We start from the raw sequence: 16056 nt of genomic DNA, 5'->3' as shown, positions 1-16056 counted from the left end.
ATGTCGCTGAGCCTGAGGGGTCGCGCCCTGGTCGTCTCGGTCCTGATCTTCGCCGCCTTCCTCCTCGCCTGGCAGCTCGCCGTGCGGGGAGGCCAGGAGGCGACCGGCATGGACCCGGAATATGCCAAGCTCATGGGCGCCGCCGCCACCAGCGGCAAGTCCGCCATGCCGGGACCGCTGGCGGTTGGCGAGACGCTATGGAAGCATCTCGCCAACCCCTTCTACGACAACGGCCCCAACGACAAGGGCCTGGGGATCCAGCTCGCCTATTCCGTGGCGCGGGTGATGACGGGCTATCTCATCGCCGCTCTGGTGGCGATCCCGCTGGGCTTTCTCATCGGCATGTCGCCCTTGATGAACAAGGCGCTCGATCCCTTCATCCAGGTGCTGAAACCCATCTCGCCGCTGGCCTGGATGCCCCTCGCGCTCTACACCATCAAGGATTCCACGCTCTCCTCCATCTTCGTGATCTTCATCTGTTCGCTCTGGCCGATGCTGATCAACACCGCCTTTGGCGTCGCCAATGTGCGCAAGGAATGGCTGAACGTCGCCCGCACGCTGGAGGTCGGCCCCTTGCGCCGGGCCTTCACCGTCATCCTGCCGGCGGCCGCGCCCACCATCCTCACCGGCATGCGCATTTCCATCGGCATCGCCTGGCTCGTCATCGTGGCGGCGGAGATGCTGGTTGGCGGAACGGGCATTGGCTACTTCGTCTGGAATGAGTGGAACAACCTCTCCATCACCAATGTGATCGTCTCCATCCTGGTGATCGGCGTGGTGGGCATGGGTCTCGACCAGATCCTTGCCGCCATCGCCCGCCTCGTGACCTATCCGGAGTGAGGCGATGACCAGCCGCTATGTCTCCATCGAAGGCATTTCCCGCCGCTACAAGGCCGCCGGCGGGCGCACCACCACGGTGTTCGACGACCTCTGGTTCTCCATGAACAAGGGCGACTTTGCCTGCATCATCGGCCATTCCGGCTGCGGCAAGACCACGGTGCTCAACATCCTCGCCGGCCTCGATCTGCCCGATTCCGGCGCGGCGGTGGTGGATGGCCGAGCCATCGAAGGACCCGCGCTCGACCGGGCGGTGATCTTCCAGAGCCATGCGCTGCTGCCCTGGCGCACCGTGCTGGGCAATGTCTCCTATGCCGTCTCCTCCCGCCATCCCGGCTGGAGCCGGGAGCAGGTGCGCGCCCATGCGCTGCGCTTCATCGAGGTGGTGGGCCTGAAGGGGTCCGAGCTGAAGCGTCCGGCGGAATTGTCGGGCGGCATGAAACAGCGGGTGGGCATCGCCCGGGCGCTCTCCATCGAGCCCAAGATGCTGCTGATGGACGAACCCTTCTCGGCCCTCGACGCCTTGACCCGCGGCACGCTCCAGGACGAGGTGCGCCGCATATGCCTGGAGACCGGGCAGACCGTCTTCATGATCACCCACGACGTGGACGAGGCCATTTATCTGGCCGACCGCATCGTGCTGATGACCAACGGCCCTGAGGCTGTCGTGGCGGAGATCGTGGAGAACCCGCTGCCGCGCGACCGTCGGCGGCTCGACATCCACAAGCAGCCGGACTTCTACGCGGTGCGCAACCACCTAATCGATTTCCTGGTGGAGCGCTCCAAGACCTTCAAGTCGGCGCTGCCCCCCGGCTACGACCACCGCACCCCGCCCGTGGTGCGCCCGGTCTCCGCTCCCCTGCCCCCTTCCGGCGGCGACATCGCCGCAGCCTGACCCCTCACGACCTTCAAGACCTCAAGGAGTGAACCCATGAAGCGCGAACAGCTCACCGAGAAGATCCTCGACATCAAGCGCGAGAAGGGATGGACCTGGAAATACATCACCGATGAGATCGGCGGCATGTCGCCGGTCCTGGTGGTGGGCGCGCTGCTTGGCCAGATGAAGCTGGTCAAGCCGCTGGCCAAGGCTGCCGCCGAGCTGTTCGGCCTCAGCGAGGTGGAGGAGCGCATGCTGAACGAGGTGCCCTATCGCGGCATGCCCATGCCCCCCACCGACCCGCTCATCTACCGCTTCTATGAAATGGTCATGGTCAACGGCCCGGCCTGGAAGGCGCTGATCGAAGAAGAATTCGGCGACGGCATCATGTCCGCCATCGATTTCGACATCGACATCTCCCGCCAGGAAAACCCCAAGGGCGACCGGGTGAAGATGACCTTCACCGGCAAGTTCCTGCCCTACAAATATTACGGCGCCGAGCAGGGCACGCCGGAATACGGCTTCAAGGAAGCCTGATCCACCGGGCGGCGCAAAATGGGATTGGCAAAAGATTTTCCCTAAGGGAATATCAGAGGAGGTCAGGAGGGCGGGCAGCCGTTCGCCCTCTTCAGGCGGGTCGCGCACGCATCCCCGGAGGCTCCATGCGCTCAGTCACCCCTCTTGCCGCCATCCCCGTTCCGCAGCCGGCGCCCGAAACGCGCTACGAAATCACGCTGCTCGACCGCTCCTTTGCCTTTGTCGGCCTCAAGGCGCTGCTTGGGGCGGCCGACCATTCCAAGGCCGGCGACCGGAATGCCGGCCTTGCGGCATCGGATGAGGTGGCGCGGGAGGCGGCGCGGAGCCTTCTGTCCGGGCTCACCCTCCAGCATCTCTACGACACCCCCCTCACCGATGCCGCCGGCCGCATCGATGACGTGATGCGGGTCAATTACGACATCGACCACGCTGTCTTCGCCACCATCGCCCCGCTGACGGTCGGTGCCCTGAAGGACCTTCTGCTGCGCGCGCCGCCTGCGCAGGTGCGCCGGCTCGCTCCCGCCCTCACCGGGGTCATGGCTGCCGCGCTGGCAAAGGTCATGGACGTGCACGAGCTCGTGCTCGTAGCCAAGAAGGCCAAGCGCGGGGCGCGTGCCCGCACCTTGGTGGGCGCGCCCGGCACCCTGTCCTCGCGCCTCCAGCCCAACCACCCCACGGACGATCTGTCGGCCGTCTCAGCCCTGATCTATACGGGGCTCTCCATGGGCACGGGCGATGCCCTGATCGGCATCAACCCCGCAGTGGACACGCTGGAAAACGTCTCCGCCCTCCTCGCCCATGCCGACCTGCTCCGGCGCCAGACGGGCGCCCCCACCCAGATCTGCGTCCTCTCCCATATCAAGACGCAGATGGCGGCCCTGAAACGCGGCGCGCCGGTGGAGATCATGTTCCAGAGCCTCGCCGGCACCGAGCGCACCTTGACCGAGGAGTTCGACGTCACCATCGCCCTCCTCGACGAGGCCTATGACCTGATGGCCGCGCGGGGCCCGCTGGGGCCGGATTGCCAGTTCATGTATTTCGAAACCGGGCAAGGCAGCGAGCTGACCTATGGCAAGCATGACGGCCTCGACATGACCACTTGCGAGGCCCTGTGCTACGGCCTCGCGCGGCGCTACGACCCGTTCATGGTCAATAATGTCACTGGCTTCATCGGCCCGGAGACCCATCGCGACAATTTCGAGATGATCCTGTCCAATCTCCAGGATCACTTCATGGGCAAGATCCTCGGCCTGCCCATGGGCATGGCGCCCTGCTACACGCTGCATTCGCAGATCACCATGGAAGGCCAGCAGGTGGCGACGCAATTGCTTGCCGCCGCCGGGGCCAATTTCTTCATGGACGTCTATCTGTCCACCGATCGGATGCTGGCCTATTTCGACACGTCCGGCCACGACGACCAGACCTTGCGTGAGGTCCATGGCCTCGCCCCGGAGGCCGACTATCTGGCCTGGGGGATGGAGAAGGGCATCTTCGCGCGCGATGACGACGGCAGCGTCCAGCGCGGCCCGCGCTGGGGCGACCCCTCCCTCTTCTGCCCGGAGCCGGAGACACGCGCGGCGCTCCTCGCCCGCACGCCAGCCATGCCCGGCTTCGAGAATGCCGGCCCCCGCCCGGCCGACCGCATTTCGCGGACCATCAAGGCCAACCTCGCCATCGCCCGCGAAGCCATCTATGCGGACCTCGACCCGGCCCGGCTGGAGGGCATCGCATTCCGCCGCATTGCCTCCCGGGCGGACAGCCGGGACGCCCATCTCAGCCATCCCGACATCGGGGCGGACCTGGATGCGCAGGCCCTTGCCGCGCTCGCTGCGGAGTTCAAGGACGTGCAGGTGGTGGTCTCCGATGGCCTCAGCGCCGAGGCGGTGCATGCCAACGTGCCCCATCTCCTGCCCGAACTTCTGCAACGGCTGGAGGCCGCCGGCGCGAGCCTGGGCGCCCCCCTGCTGCTGCCGTTCGGGCGGGTGAAGGTGTCCGAGCCGGTGGGAGATGCGCTGCAGGCGCGCCTTGTCATCACGCTGATCGGCGAACGGCCGGGCGGCGATGCGCAGGCCTCCCGTTCGCTCTCGGCCTATCTGGCCTACCGCATCGTCGACGGGGAGACGCGGACCCGCGCGGCGGCCTACAGCGGCAACCCGAACATCCGCTACGAATATACGGTGATTTCCAACATCCATGAGGGCGGCCTGCCCCCTGGCGAGGCGGCGCGGATCATCGCCGAAAAGGCGCTGCAGATCCTGTCCATGGATGCGGCCGGCAACCGCCTGGAGAGCGCCTTGCGTCAGGACGCCGCCTGACGCGGGCGGGTCGGCCCGCCCCGCAGCCGTTGAACCTTTCTCCCGCACTGTTTAGAGCGATAGCGGGGAGCACGACCATGACCTTGCATGCGCTGAAGAGAGAGCTGATCGAACCCATCATCGGGCCGGTGGACACCGCCGTCTTGATCGAGGGCACGCCCGAAACCCGTGTCTGGGTGACCTATGACGCCCCCACCGAGCGCCTGTGCACCGGGGAGTGGGAAGCCACCGAAGGTACTTGGCGGGTCAATTACGAGGAATGGGAATATTGCCTCGTGGTGTCCGGCCGCTGCGTCGTGACGGGCGACGACGGCAGCATCGTCAAGGCGGGACCGGGCGATTCGTTCGTGATCGAGCCGGGCTTCACCGGCACCTGGCAGGTGATCGAGCCCATGCGCAAGCACTGGGTGATCCGCACGCCCTGACGCTTGGCAAGGCGTCCGGCCCCAAAGGCGCCGTCCAGGGCCGGCGGACGAGGACGTGCCGAGCGGCCCTTGCGGCGGGTAAGAACTGGGAACGTCAGTCCTGCGAACGGACGGCGGGGGATCCGAGCTGCGCCTGCACCAGGTCCGCGGCGGCCTGCACATCGGCCAGCCCGTCCAGGAAAGGCGCTGCAATATCCAGCGGCTCCGGCTCATAGCCGGTGGCGGCGACAAAGCTGCCGAAGAGGCGCGCAAACGCCTCGGCCCCTTCCGCGAGACCTTCAGCCACGGCGGCCTGGCGCTTGCGCTCCGCCGCCGTGCCCGCCTCCTGTGCCCTCACCCCTCGTGAGCTCTCTGCGTAGCCAATCACGGCACCGTGGGGCGGCACGAACAGCGCCTCTGCGTCCTCGCGCCGGCGGGCCAGGAGATCCAGCACCGCGCCGCTCACACTTTCCCGGCCCAGCATGGCTTTCAGATGGGTCCAGGCCTGGCGCCGACGCACCTCCGGCAGGTCGAGCAGGCAGAGGGAATAGCCGTAGACCTCCACCTCCACGACGCCCGCCACGGCATGCTCGAACGTCTCCTGAAGGCTGCCGTCCCAGTCGGCCGCAACCAGCGCGACGCGGGCACCGGGTGTCACGCCAAGCTCCAGCAAGGTGCGAAACAGCGCTCTGCGGTTGCGGTGCGCGACGCCCAGGACCTGCCACCGAAAGGCGGAGAAGAAGCGGCGGACCAGGGGATGATGCTCGGCTGTGATGACAAGGTCATCTCCAAGCCCCAGGCCCTCCAGAACCGGCTCGGCGGGCACGGGGATGCCGAGCCGCCCGAGCGCCGCGCTCAGCGTATGCCCATCGGCTTCGCGGATGAGAAAGCCCACTTTCTCGTCGAACGTCCGATCGGTGATCCCGGCGAGCATGAGGGCCAGCGGCGACGTCTTCAGATAGGCGTAGCGGAGGGACGAGAGGGCGCCCGTATGGCGCGCCACGCGTTCCAGCCCATGGCCGATGCCGGGCAGGAACAGCAGGAGGTCGATGGAATTGATGCGCGCCTGCCATTCCATCCAGCGCAGGAAGCCACAATAAAGCGGCCCCAGCAGCGAGAAGCCCACCCATGCCAGCGGCGCCTGCTGCGCATCGGGCGCCAGCCGGCGCAGGCCGTAGCTCAAGGCCGCCGCGCCGCTCCCGTCATGGGACACGGGGGCGGGCACCTCCACATGCTGGGTCTTGAATCCCGCGGATGCCGCAAGCGCGAGGTCTTCCGCCCGGCCGCTCAGATGAAGGATGCGATCCGGCGAGACCGCCAGCCGCTCCGCAGCCTGCACGAACAGGCGGCCGTCAGAGCTGGTGGTGCCCAGTTCGCAGGACAGGAAGAGCGGCGCTTCCGGCAAGCCATGACGCGCCAGGAGCCCGGCCACGAAGGCGGAACTCAGCGGCGTGTCGGCCACGATTACGGCCTGGCCCGCCTCCGCGGAACGCACATAGAGCGCGCGCAAGTGCGGATGGGGCTGCCAAAGCGCCGATTCGTAGAGCAGCTCCGTGCGCTTGGCGAATTCCCGGGGAGCCGGTGGAAGATCGAGGCAGTCATAGATTGCATCATGGGAAAGCGGCGCTGCGCCCCCGCCCTCGGCGCGACGGCGCGCCTCCACCTCGGCGGCGGCCCGCTGGCGGGCGAAGTCCGGCATGCCGATGCTGTTGCCAACCATGTCCCAGACGCGGGCGGGCTCGGGCAGGGGGGATACAAACAACGTCTCGAACAGATCGAACGAAACGAAGTCGATATCCACCGGTACCCGGCTGAATGGATCCAAGAGATCAACGCCCCCCGACAACCCTTGCTCCCGCCTCATCGACCCGCGCGGTGAAACCCCCCGAAACACAAGACGCCGCGCGCGCCCTTTTGTTCCTAACGCTACCGGCTTGGAGGCGCTTGAATAATGCACCCACAAGGCACTCTCGTGACCGCAACTTTCGGACGCAGCGGCCCGCTTGTACCCCTAAAACACACTGAAGCCTTCTCCGGAGGCGACGCAACGGCGCAAGGCCTCGCAGGGAGCTTCAACCCATCGCCATGGCGCCCCGCTCAGACCGGAACGGAGAACATGACGTCGGAGGGATGAAGGTTCGGGCTGAAGAAGGGATCATTGATGAAGAAGCGCGGGTGGAGGGCATCGAGCCGTCGCTTGTCGGCCCGCAGACGGGCCATCTTCTCCGCGCTCTGATGATCGAGGCCGCGGGTCATGGATTCATAATGCAGCAATTGCGCTGCCGGGCAGACCACGTTGAAATAGCCGGCCTCCACAAGCCGGTAGCACAATTCCACATCGTTATAGGCAACCGGGAAGCTCTCGTCGAAGCCCCCGATCCGGTCAAACTTCAACCGCTCCACCAGCAGGCACGCGCCGGTCACGGCGATCCAATTGCTCTCCAGCACATTGCGCGCATAGTAGCAGGGATCGTTCCCGTTGGCGCCGAGGAAGGCGTGGCTGGGGCCGTCCGCGAGGCAGATGACACCGGAATGCTGAACCCGCAGCGTCTGGGGATAAAGCAGCTTCGCCCCGACCGCACCCACATGTCTCAAATGCGCATAGCCGAGCATGCGCTCCAGCCAGTCCGGGGAGATGACCTCGGTGTCATCATTGAGAAAGAGCAGGAAGTCGCCGGTCGCGGCCCGTGCGCCCACATTGCACAGCTGCGAGAAATTGAACGGCACGTCCTGGCGGAGGACCTTTGCCTTGCCGGAAAGGGTCAGTTCCTCCAGATAGGCCAGCGTATCGGGCACCGACGATCCGTTGTCGACGACGACGATGTCCACATTCCTGTAGCTGCTGCGCTCATGGATGGACGTGACGCAATTGCGCAGGGTGTCGCCATTGTCCTTCGAGGGAATGATGATGGACGCCCGGGGCGCTCCCGGCACGTGGTAGCGCACCCTTTGATAGGCCGGCAGGCCTTCCACCGCTTCGCACTCGCCCGCCAGGCCGCGCCTCTCCAGCGCATCCAGCCGCAGGCGCACCGCCGCTTCCAGGGCTTTCGGCTTGGCATTGAAGTCGGCCGCCGTGGAACCCGGTATCATCCGCCAGTGATACAGCACCTTCGGGACATGGGCGATGCGGTCCGTCCGCTCGGTCACGCGCAGCACAAAGTCCCAGTCCTGCGACCCGTCATAGTCGGACCTGAACCCGCCCACCTCCAGCGCCAGCGTCCGCCTCACGCAGGAGACATGGCAGATGTACATTAGGCTCATCAACATGTCCGGCGACCAGCCGGGCTTGAAGAACGGGTCCACCAGCCGCCCGTCGGGTCCGATCTTGTCCTCGTCGGAATAGACGAAGTCGGCCCCCTCTTGCGCGATGCACAGCGCCAGCTCGAACAGGCAGTCCTGCGTCAGCTCGTCGTCATGGTCGAGGAAGACGACGAAATCGCCCTTTGCCATCTGGAGCGCCTGGTTGGTGGCGCCCGAAATTCCTTGGTTGCGCTCGCTCAGGTGGATTTTGATGCGCGGGTCTTCGATCTCCGCCAGTGCGGCACGCACCTGCGGGTCGGGGCTTTTGTCGTCCACCAGGATCAGTTCCCAGTGGGGATACCATTGGGTCTGAACCGAGCGGACCATGGCGCGCAGCAAAGACGGCGGCGTGTTGTAAAGCGGAACCAGGATGGAAAAGAGCGGCGCCGGCTCCAGCGCGGCAATCTGGTCTGCCAGATCCGACGGGCGGCGGGGCGCCAGATAGGTGTAGCCCGGGCTTTGCTGGGCCCATTCATAGGCGCCGGTTTCGAGCGCCGTCAGATGCTCTCCGCCCGGCCGGTCCGGCGAGGGGCGGAATGCGATGAAGCGGGCCTCCGCCCGGGTGCTGCTTCCCCCCTGCCCTCCCGAAATGCGCCGCTGCCCCCGCAGACCCAGGGCGCGCCGGAGCCCCCGCAAGGCCTGCCGCAGCTTGGCCCCCGGCGTCCGCTTGGACCCGGAGCCGGAATGACTGGGAAAATGGGCCTCAAGATAGGCCGCGAGCGCGGACTGGCCGGGCTTCAGCTCGGGATGGGCGGCACGATATTCCGCCGGGTCGAAGAGCCGGCTCGGCAGGCGACCCTCCGCCTCGCCGTAAAGAGCATAGTGCCAAAGCGGGTTGATCCCGGCATGGCGGACATCCGCATAGGTGCTGAGATAAAAGGCCGGGTCGAACACGGGGTTGGGACGGCACCCCTCGAAGCCGCCGCGGATCAGGAAGTCGACCACGGGCTCGACGCGCCGCCCGCCCGCCTCGGGATATTCGCGCACATAGAAATCGCGGTCGAAAAGGCCGGAATCGGACAGCATCCGGCAGCGCCGGGGCAGTTCGCCGGGCGAGAACCGGCGCATCATCATGCCGATGATGCCTCGTACGCCGCGCCGGGCAGCGACATAGCGCCCGGCCACCAACCCCGCCAGCGATCGCCGACGGGCGCGTTCCATCTCCACGTCCAGGGCGAGGGTGTCGAGGCGTCGGGACAAATCCGACAGGTCTTCCTGCAGGCGCATCACCCGCCGCTCGGCCCCGGCGCCGTGCTCGGCGAGGCGCTGGCCACGCAGCCGTTCCACCGACAGGTCGGCCCGCGCGGCCGCAACCTGGTCCGCCAAGGCGCCGGCATAAGCGGAATGCTGGCGCTCCAGCTCCGCGACGGCACCTGCATGGTCGCGCATCAGCCCGGCCAGGCGCATGCGCTCGGCAGCAAGATCGCGTTCCAGTTCCTCGGCACGAGCGGCATGGGGCGCCACCGCCCGCAACTGACCGAGGGCGCCGGCCAGGTCACGATCGGCAGCCGTCAGCCGTTCAATCAGGTCGGCAATCTGCTGCGCGTGGCGCTCGGAGGCAGCCGCCGCAGCCGTGTGGAGGTTCTTCGCCACCGCCGCGCCGGCCCGGCGCTCGCGCTCCAGCTCGTCCGCAAGGGCTTCCAGGCGCACAGAAAGGCTGTCCGAATGCCCATCCTCCGCGGGTCCGGCCGCCACTTCCGCGGGGGCCGCAGCTGCCGCCATGAGGCGTCCCGCCCGGGTCCAGAAGGCCCGCGCCTCCCCTAAAGCATCGGCACTGGCACCATCGCCCGGCAGGGACAGCAGCGGCTGCAAGCCCGCCGGCATGTCGCTGCCGATGAACACCACACCGGTGCCGCCCTGGTCCGAAAGCTCGCAGGAAGGCAGGCTGGCGCTCAGAGCGAGGAACAGCCGCCCGGCCTCCCCCTCTCCCACGGCGAGCCGCGTCCCACCCAGGACCAGCACGGCGCGCGCCGAGAGCTTGGGCCGCCAGGCCTGGAAGACATCGAAGGCCGTTGAGCCGCACCGGCCGTCCAGGAAAAGCAGGTCAATGGCCCCGGCGCTGATGTCCTCGACCGCCTGGTCGGGGGGGCCGGCGAGCGGACGCATCCGAGCCGAAAGGGAGGGCGGAACAGCCGGTGCGGGCTGGGCAGGCGCGAAAAGCACCTCGCCCGGCATTTCCAGGGCGATCAGGGTCTGAGCGACGCCGGCCGCATAGGCGCCATCGGGGGCGGCGAGGTCCAATGTCAGCCGCGGCAGGAGCTCGCCCGCCAGCCAGAAGACGAGGGGAAGGCGAGCGGCCATGTCTGGCGAAGAGGGGAGAAGCACCGGCTCGGCGAGCACATGCGCGCGGGCCAGGCCCGCCAGGACGGAAGCAGGGGATTGGCTCATCGCTTCGCCGTGCATCGCAGCCGCCTCCTGCGTTTGAAGTCTCGCTCAGACCGAGGCCGCCACCCGCGCTGCGGGACAAACCCTATGGCACTGCAACAAGAATCTCAGCCTCTTCGCACGTGCGAAGGATCGGTTCAAGCCAAGAAAACATAAGGGAAGATTACCCTAGGACAACCCCCGATGGAAACGGCAAAACAAAAGGCGGGCGCCACTGGCGCCCGCCATCAACCTTGGGAGAGACGCGCCTCAGGCCTGGGGCTGCGGCTCGATGCTTCCCGCCGGACCGCCGGACCGAGGCCGATTCTTGCCGGCCGTCGGCACAGCCGAGCCACGGGGATTGGACGGTTCGATCACGGTGTCACGCACCGGCGGCTTACCGTCCAGCAGGTCCACGATCTCGTCGCCCGAAAGGGTCTCGTATTCCAGCAGGCCCCGGGCCAGAGCCTCCAGGTCCTCACGCCGCTCCGTGAGGATGCGGGTGGCCTCGGCATAGCCCTCATCCACAAGGCGGCGCACCTCCTTGTCAATGGTCTGGGCGGTCGCCTCGGAGATGTTCTGGTGGCGCTGCATGGACATGCCCAGGAACACCTCGTCCTGGTTCTCGCCATAGGCCACCTGGCCGAGCAGGTCGGAGAAGCCCCAGCGGGTGACCATCATCTTGGCGAGGCGAGTCGCCTGCTCGATGTCCGATGCGGCGCCGGAGGTCACCTTGTCGTGGCCGAACACCAGCTCTTCCGCCACGCGGCCGCCCATCATGATGGCGAGGCGCGAGGTCATCTGCTCGTAGGACATGGAGAGCTTGTCCCGCTCGGGCAGCTGCATGACCATGCCCAGCGCGCGGCCGCGCGGGATGATGGTGGCCTTGTGCACGGGGTCGGTGGCCGGGACATTGAGGGCGACGATGGCATGCCCACCTTCATGATAGGCGGTCAGCATCTTCTCTTCCTCGGTCATGACCAGCGAACGCCGCTCGGCGCCCATCATGACCTTGTCCTTGGCATCCTCGAAGTCGGACATGGTGACCATGCGCTTGTTGCGCCGGGCCGCCATGAGCGCCGCTTCGTTGCACAGGTTCGCGAGGTCCGCGCCGGAGAAGCCGGGGGTGCCGCGGGCGATCACCTTCAGGTTCACGTCGGGCGCCACGGGGATCTTGCGGGCGTGCACCTTCAGGATTTGCTCGCGGCCGACCACGTCCGGGTTGGGCACGATCACCTGGCGGTCGAAACGGCCGGGACGCAGCAGGGCCGGATCGAGCACGTCGGGACGGTTGGTGGCGGCGATGAGGATGATGCCCTCATTGGCCTCGAAGCCGTCCATCTCCACCAGCAGCTGGTTGAGGGTCTGCTCGCGCTCGTCATTGCCGCCGCCGAGGCCGGCACCGCGGTGGCGACCCACCGCGTCGATCTCGTCGATGAAGATGATGCAGGGCGCATTCTTCTTGGCCTGCTCGAACATGTCGCGCACGCGGCTGGCGCCGACGCCCACGAACATTTCCACGAAGTCCGAGCCGGAAATGGTGAAGAAGGGCACGTTGGCTTCGCCGGCGATGGCGCGGGCGAGCAGGGTCTTACCCGTGCCGGGCGGGCCCACCAGGAGCACGCCGCGCGGGATGCGACCGCCCAGGCGCTGGAACTTCTGCGGGTCGCGCAGGAATTCCACGATCTCGGTCAGGTCGCTCTTGGCCTCGTCGATGCCGGCCACGTCCTCGAAGGTCACGCGGCCATGGGCCTCCGTCAGCAGCTTGGCGCGGCTCTTTCCGAAGCCCATGGCCTTGCCGCCGGCGCCCTGCATCTGGCGCGACAGGAAGATCCACACGCCGATCAGGGCGATGAAGGGCAGCCAGGAGACCAGCAGGCTCACGAACCACGGCACGTTGTCGGACGGCGGCCGGGCGGTAATGGACACGCCCTTGCCGTACAGACGCTGCACCAGCGAGGGGTCGTTCGGCGCGTAGGTCTGGAAGTTGCGGCCGTCGGTGAAGGTGCCGGAGATATTCGGCCCTTCGATCACAACGTCACGCACCCGCCCCTGGTCCACGTCGGACAGCAGCTGGGAGAAGGAAATGTCGTTCGCGCTGGAGCGCTGGCCGGGGCTCTGGAAGAGCGAGAACAGCGCCAGAAGCAGCAGGACGATAATCACCCAAAGGGCGAAATTTCTCAGATTGGCGTTCATTGATCCCTCACGGGGTCCACATCGGCTGCGCCTTCGACCGAGACGGGCCAATGGCCACCCGTCCGATGTCGCTCCCGTTGCGTCCGCCCTCTAATCTAGGAGCCGGGCCCTTCCTTGCCAAGGACGGTTCCTCAAACTCAGGGTGAATTTGCCGCGACCGACCTTGCGCGGCGCTGTGGGGGCGGCCGGCGGGGGGGGGCGGGCGTGATATGGATGCGCCCCTTGCGCAAGGTGACGAGCGCCCCCGCGAGGGTCCGGCGCAAGGCCAGGCCGCCGGTTCCCGCGGCGCGCAGGGCCTGGTGGAGGTCCTCCGCCTTGCCCAGTTCCGTCGGCCCCTCCGTGGCGCAATGGTCGATGGCCTGGATCAGGAGCCGCAGCGAGATTTCCTCCGGCAGGTCCAGGAAGGGGAGTGCCTTGAGCCGCACCTCCCCCTCTTCCCAGGGCCCGTCGCTCACCGATCCACGCGCCCCTTCCGCCGCCGCATTCAGGGCCGCCTCGGCCCGTGACAGGCGCTGGGCGAACAAGGCGAGTCGCGCCGCATCGAGCCCCTCTCGCGCCAAGCCAGGCGCGAGGCTGCGCAGGCGCGGCCGGGCAAAGCGGGGGTCTGCGTTGGAGGGATCGCGCACATAATCGATCCCGGCCTCCTCCACCACCGCCACGAGGCGGGACTTGGAAATGTCCAGGAACGGGCGGAGCAACGCAAGGTCGCCGGTGTGAGAGACCGGGCGCATGGCGCACAAGCCGGTGAGGCCGGAGCCGCGGGCAAGGCGCAGCAGCACCGTCTCGGCCTGATCGTCCATGGTGTGGGCGAGAGCGATGGCCGTGGCGCCGCGAGCGCGGGCGAGCTGGGACAAAAGGCGGTAGCGGGCAATGCGCGCCGCCTCCTGCAGCCGGGAGCGCGGCTTTTCCCCTTCCCAGGTCAGAATCTCATGGCGCAGGCCCAGATTGGCACACAGCGCCGCCACCTTGTCCGCCTCGGCGCGCGATTCGGAGCGCAGGCCGTGGTCGACGGTGGCCACCAGAAAGCTGGGCCCGTCCAGCAGACCATAGCGCCAGGCCCGCGCCAGCAGCATCAGCGCCGTGGAATCCGGCCCGCCGGAAACGGCCAGGACGATGCCGGGATGGTCGAGAAAAGACGCAAACACCTGCCGCAGTTCGGCGGCGTCGAACGGCAAGGGGCGCTCAGCAGCCGACACGCTTCTGCTCCCGCTCCACCGCCTGTCGGATGGTGGAAGCGGCGCGCGGATACTTTCGATCCACCTCGCCCAAGGTCGCGCACGCGGCCTCGCGCTCGTTCAGGGCCGCCAGGGACTGGCCGAGCCGCAGCAGTGCCTCGGGGGCGCGCGGCGCATTGGGGAATTTGGTGGACACCTGGAGGAAATTCTCCGCCGCGTCCTTGTAGTCCTGCCGCTGGAACAGGCTTTCCCCGAGAAGATAGGTGGCCTCGGGCACCAGGCGGTCGGTGGGATGGGTCTGCAGGAACTGGCGCAAGGCCGGATCGGCGGCCGCATAATCCTGCCGCTGCATATAGCCGGCGGCCAGGTCGAACATGTCCCGCGCGCTGCCGGAGGGCGGCAAGGTCGCGACCTGCGTCCCCCCGCCCACGGGCTGGGGTGTTCCTGTTCCGCCAAGCTCGGCCGAGGACGCGGTGGCGCGGGCCAGCCCCGCCGAGCTGCTGGCGGGCGAGCCCAGAGGCTGGGGCGCACCGGGCGCACCGGGTGTCTCGCCGGGGTCGAAGGCGTCCGACCGACGGCCGGAGGCGGTGCCGGCGCCCACGGGCGCCACGCCGCGCGCAGGCGCCGTCACGGCCGGCACTTGCGGGGAGACGGCGCCGGTCCCACCCGTGGGGCGCGCGCCCCCCTCGGTGAGGGCCCGCAGCTGCTGCTCCAGCTGCTGATTGCGGAACTGGAGCTGCTCGATCTGGCCGGTCATCTGGCGCAGCTGGTTCTCCAGCCGGTCCACCCGAACGGTCAGCTCCGCCTGTGCTTCGGTAATGGTGTCGGCCTGTTGGACAGTGCCGGGCGGTTTGAACAGGTCGCCGAAGAGGTTGCCGTTGGAATTCTGCGCCTGGGCGGGAGAGATCATCGCCCCCGCGCCCAGACCTGCAACCGCACCAAAGATGGCAACTGCGCAAAGCCGTGTCGCGGCGCCACGCGCTGCGCTCAAGGGGAGACCTTGCATCGCCCGGAACAGGGGATGTGCCAAGCTTGCCACTCCCGCCTGGGACGGAGACTTCAACCGGTCAGATTCCCGCGGCATTCCAGAACGCCCTTGCGGCGAAGCGAGGGCCCTTCACCTGAAGAGCAGCGCCAGCCATGCTGCCGGTCACGGAGACGGACCGGCACGGCAAGCTCTAACACTCTGATGGAGAACATTAAACCGACCGGACGCCAAGCGGCCGATCGGTTCGGTTCTCTAGCTTCGGATCACGTCCAAAGTGTGACCCGGCAACGGTAGCGCGCGGCGGCCCGTTCCGAAACCCGCTCCGGACGGGAGGGCCTGCGTCAGGACGCCCCGCCGGTGTTTAGCACCGTCACCGCACGGCGGTTCTGCGACCAGCAGGAGATGTCGTTGCACACCGCCACCGGCCGCTCCTTGCCGTAGGAGATGGTGCGCATGCGCGCCGCATCGATGCCCTTCGACACGAGATAGTCGCGCACACTCTGCGCGCGCTTGGCGCCAAGGGCGATGTTGTATTCGCGGGTGCCGCGTTCGTCCGCATGGCCCTCAATGGTGAAGGTGTAGCGGTTGTACTGCTGCAGCCACTGGGCCTGGCGATCCAGGGTCGACTGGGCCTGGGGCGACAGGTCGGTCTGGTCGGTATCGAAGAACACCCGGTCACCCACGGCGACCACGAATTCCTGCGGCGAGCCGGGCGGGCCGGCGGCGCCCGCTCCTGCACCGGCGGCGTTCGGATCCGGGGTATTGGCGCACGCGGCCAGCGCAAGCGCGAACCCGAACAGAGCGGCGAACCGGAAGCCGCGGGCGGAACCAAAACTGAGCATCCGGTGGACTCCCTTCTCAACTCGGACCGGAGTTTCCCTGTAGCAGCGGCAAGGTTAAGCGAAGGTTCCGCACCTGCCTCAACACACTGGGGAAGCGATCCTGCGCCGGCTGCCGGAAAGACAACCGTACGTCATGGTTTGCAATGGGTTTACGAGCCGCCCCGGAGACCGGAGCCAACGACACTCCGTCCAGGCAGGGCCTGGCCGAAGCGAAAAAGTGA

General features: G+C 67.4%; 11 protein-coding genes. 5 read left to right on the top strand and 6 right to left on the bottom strand.

Going from position 1 to position 16056, the window contains the following annotated elements; genetic code table 11:
• From ntrB to ACT54L_RS10985, 5 genes are all read left to right on the top strand, one after another.
• Positions 1-840, top strand: coding sequence for a nitrate ABC transporter permease (gene ntrB, locus ACT54L_RS11005; protein WP_476085615.1), 840 nt, complete (start codon positions 1-3; stop codon positions 838-840).
• Positions 841-844: 4 nt separating this feature from the next.
• Positions 845-1732 carry an ABC transporter ATP-binding protein gene (locus ACT54L_RS11000; protein ID WP_476085614.1) on the top strand — a complete coding sequence of 296 codons (888 nt, stop codon included), beginning with the start codon at positions 845-847 and terminating at the stop codon, positions 1730-1732.
• 36 nt (positions 1733-1768) lie between these two features.
• On the top strand, positions 1769-2251 hold the full coding sequence (gene cynS / locus ACT54L_RS10995) for a cyanase (RefSeq protein WP_209104034.1): 483 nt from the start codon (positions 1769-1771) through the stop codon (positions 2249-2251).
• A 125-nt stretch (positions 2252-2376) separates the two neighbouring features.
• Positions 2377-4566, top strand: a complete 2190-nt coding sequence (eutB, locus tag ACT54L_RS10990) for an ethanolamine ammonia-lyase subunit EutB (RefSeq protein ID WP_476085613.1) — start codon at positions 2377-2379, stop codon at positions 4564-4566.
• 77 nt (positions 4567-4643) lie between these two features.
• Positions 4644-4991, top strand: coding sequence for a cupin domain-containing protein (locus ACT54L_RS10985; protein ID WP_476085612.1), 348 nt, complete (start codon positions 4644-4646; stop codon positions 4989-4991).
• Positions 4992-5085: 94 nt separating this feature from the next.
• On the opposite strand, the gene ACT54L_RS10980 is transcribed toward ACT54L_RS10985, so the two are convergent.
• The 6 genes from ACT54L_RS10980 to pal form a co-directional block, all read right to left on the bottom strand.
• Positions 5086-6795, bottom strand: coding sequence for a hypothetical protein (locus tag ACT54L_RS10980; protein ID WP_476085611.1), 1710 nt, complete (start codon positions 6793-6795; stop codon positions 5086-5088).
• A gap of 272 nt (positions 6796-7067) precedes the next feature.
• Positions 7068-10673: a glycosyltransferase gene (locus tag ACT54L_RS10975; RefSeq protein ID WP_476085610.1), complete on the bottom strand. Its 3606-nt coding sequence runs from the start codon at positions 10671-10673 to the stop codon at positions 7068-7070.
• A gap of 231 nt (positions 10674-10904) precedes the next feature.
• The gene (gene ftsH, locus ACT54L_RS10970; protein WP_476085609.1) at positions 10905-12830 is read right to left on the bottom strand and encodes an ATP-dependent zinc metalloprotease FtsH; all 1926 of its coding nucleotides are present in this window, start codon (positions 12828-12830) and stop codon (positions 10905-10907) included.
• Between the two features lie 137 nt (positions 12831-12967).
• Complete coding sequence (gene tilS, locus ACT54L_RS10965; RefSeq protein ID WP_476085608.1) at positions 12968-14026, bottom strand: tRNA lysidine(34) synthetase TilS; 1059 nt, start codon at positions 14024-14026, stop codon at positions 12968-12970.
• A complete protein-coding gene (gene ybgF, locus ACT54L_RS10960) occupies positions 14013-14915 on the bottom strand; it encodes a tol-pal system protein YbgF (RefSeq protein ID WP_476085607.1) in 903 nt (300 codons plus the stop codon). Before ybgF ends, tilS begins: the two co-directional genes overlap by 14 nt.
• A 419-nt stretch (positions 14916-15334) precedes the next feature.
• Positions 15335-15835, bottom strand: coding sequence for a peptidoglycan-associated lipoprotein Pal (pal, locus tag ACT54L_RS10955; protein ID WP_476085606.1), 501 nt, complete (start codon positions 15833-15835; stop codon positions 15335-15337).
• Positions 15836-16056 lie beyond the last annotated feature (221 nt).

It is taken from the genome of Aquabacter sp. DMC10 (genome assembly GCF_056314145.1).
The sequence above is the reverse complement of the archived record's forward strand: the minus strand, read 5'-3'. Positions and strand labels throughout refer to the sequence as shown.

Excerpts from the sequence above, each read along its gene's own strand:
- ntrB (WP_476085615.1), top strand. The coding sequence starts at position 1 with ATGTCGCTGAGCCTGAGGGGTCGCGCCCTGGTCGTCTCGGTCCTGATC.
- ACT54L_RS11000 (WP_476085614.1), top strand. The coding sequence starts at position 845 with ATGACCAGCCGCTATGTCTCCATCGAAGGCATTTCCCGCCGCTACAAG.
- cynS (WP_209104034.1), top strand. The coding sequence starts at position 1,769 with ATGAAGCGCGAACAGCTCACCGAGAAGATCCTCGACATCAAGCGCGAG.
- eutB (WP_476085613.1), top strand. The coding sequence starts at position 2,377 with ATGCGCTCAGTCACCCCTCTTGCCGCCATCCCCGTTCCGCAGCCGGCG.
- ACT54L_RS10985 (WP_476085612.1), top strand. The coding sequence starts at position 4,644 with ATGACCTTGCATGCGCTGAAGAGAGAGCTGATCGAACCCATCATCGGG.
- ACT54L_RS10975 (WP_476085610.1), bottom strand. The coding sequence starts at position 10,673 with ATGCACGGCGAAGCGATGAGCCAATCCCCTGCTTCCGTCCTGGCGGGC.
- ftsH (WP_476085609.1), bottom strand. The coding sequence starts at position 12,830 with ATGAACGCCAATCTGAGAAATTTCGCCCTTTGGGTGATTATCGTCCTG.
- ybgF (WP_476085607.1), bottom strand. The coding sequence starts at position 14,915 with ATGATCTCTCCCGCCCAGGCGCAGAATTCCAACGGCAACCTCTTCGGC.
- pal (WP_476085606.1), bottom strand. The coding sequence starts at position 15,835 with ATGCTCAGTTTTGGTTCCGCCCGCGGCTTCCGGTTCGCCGCTCTGTTC.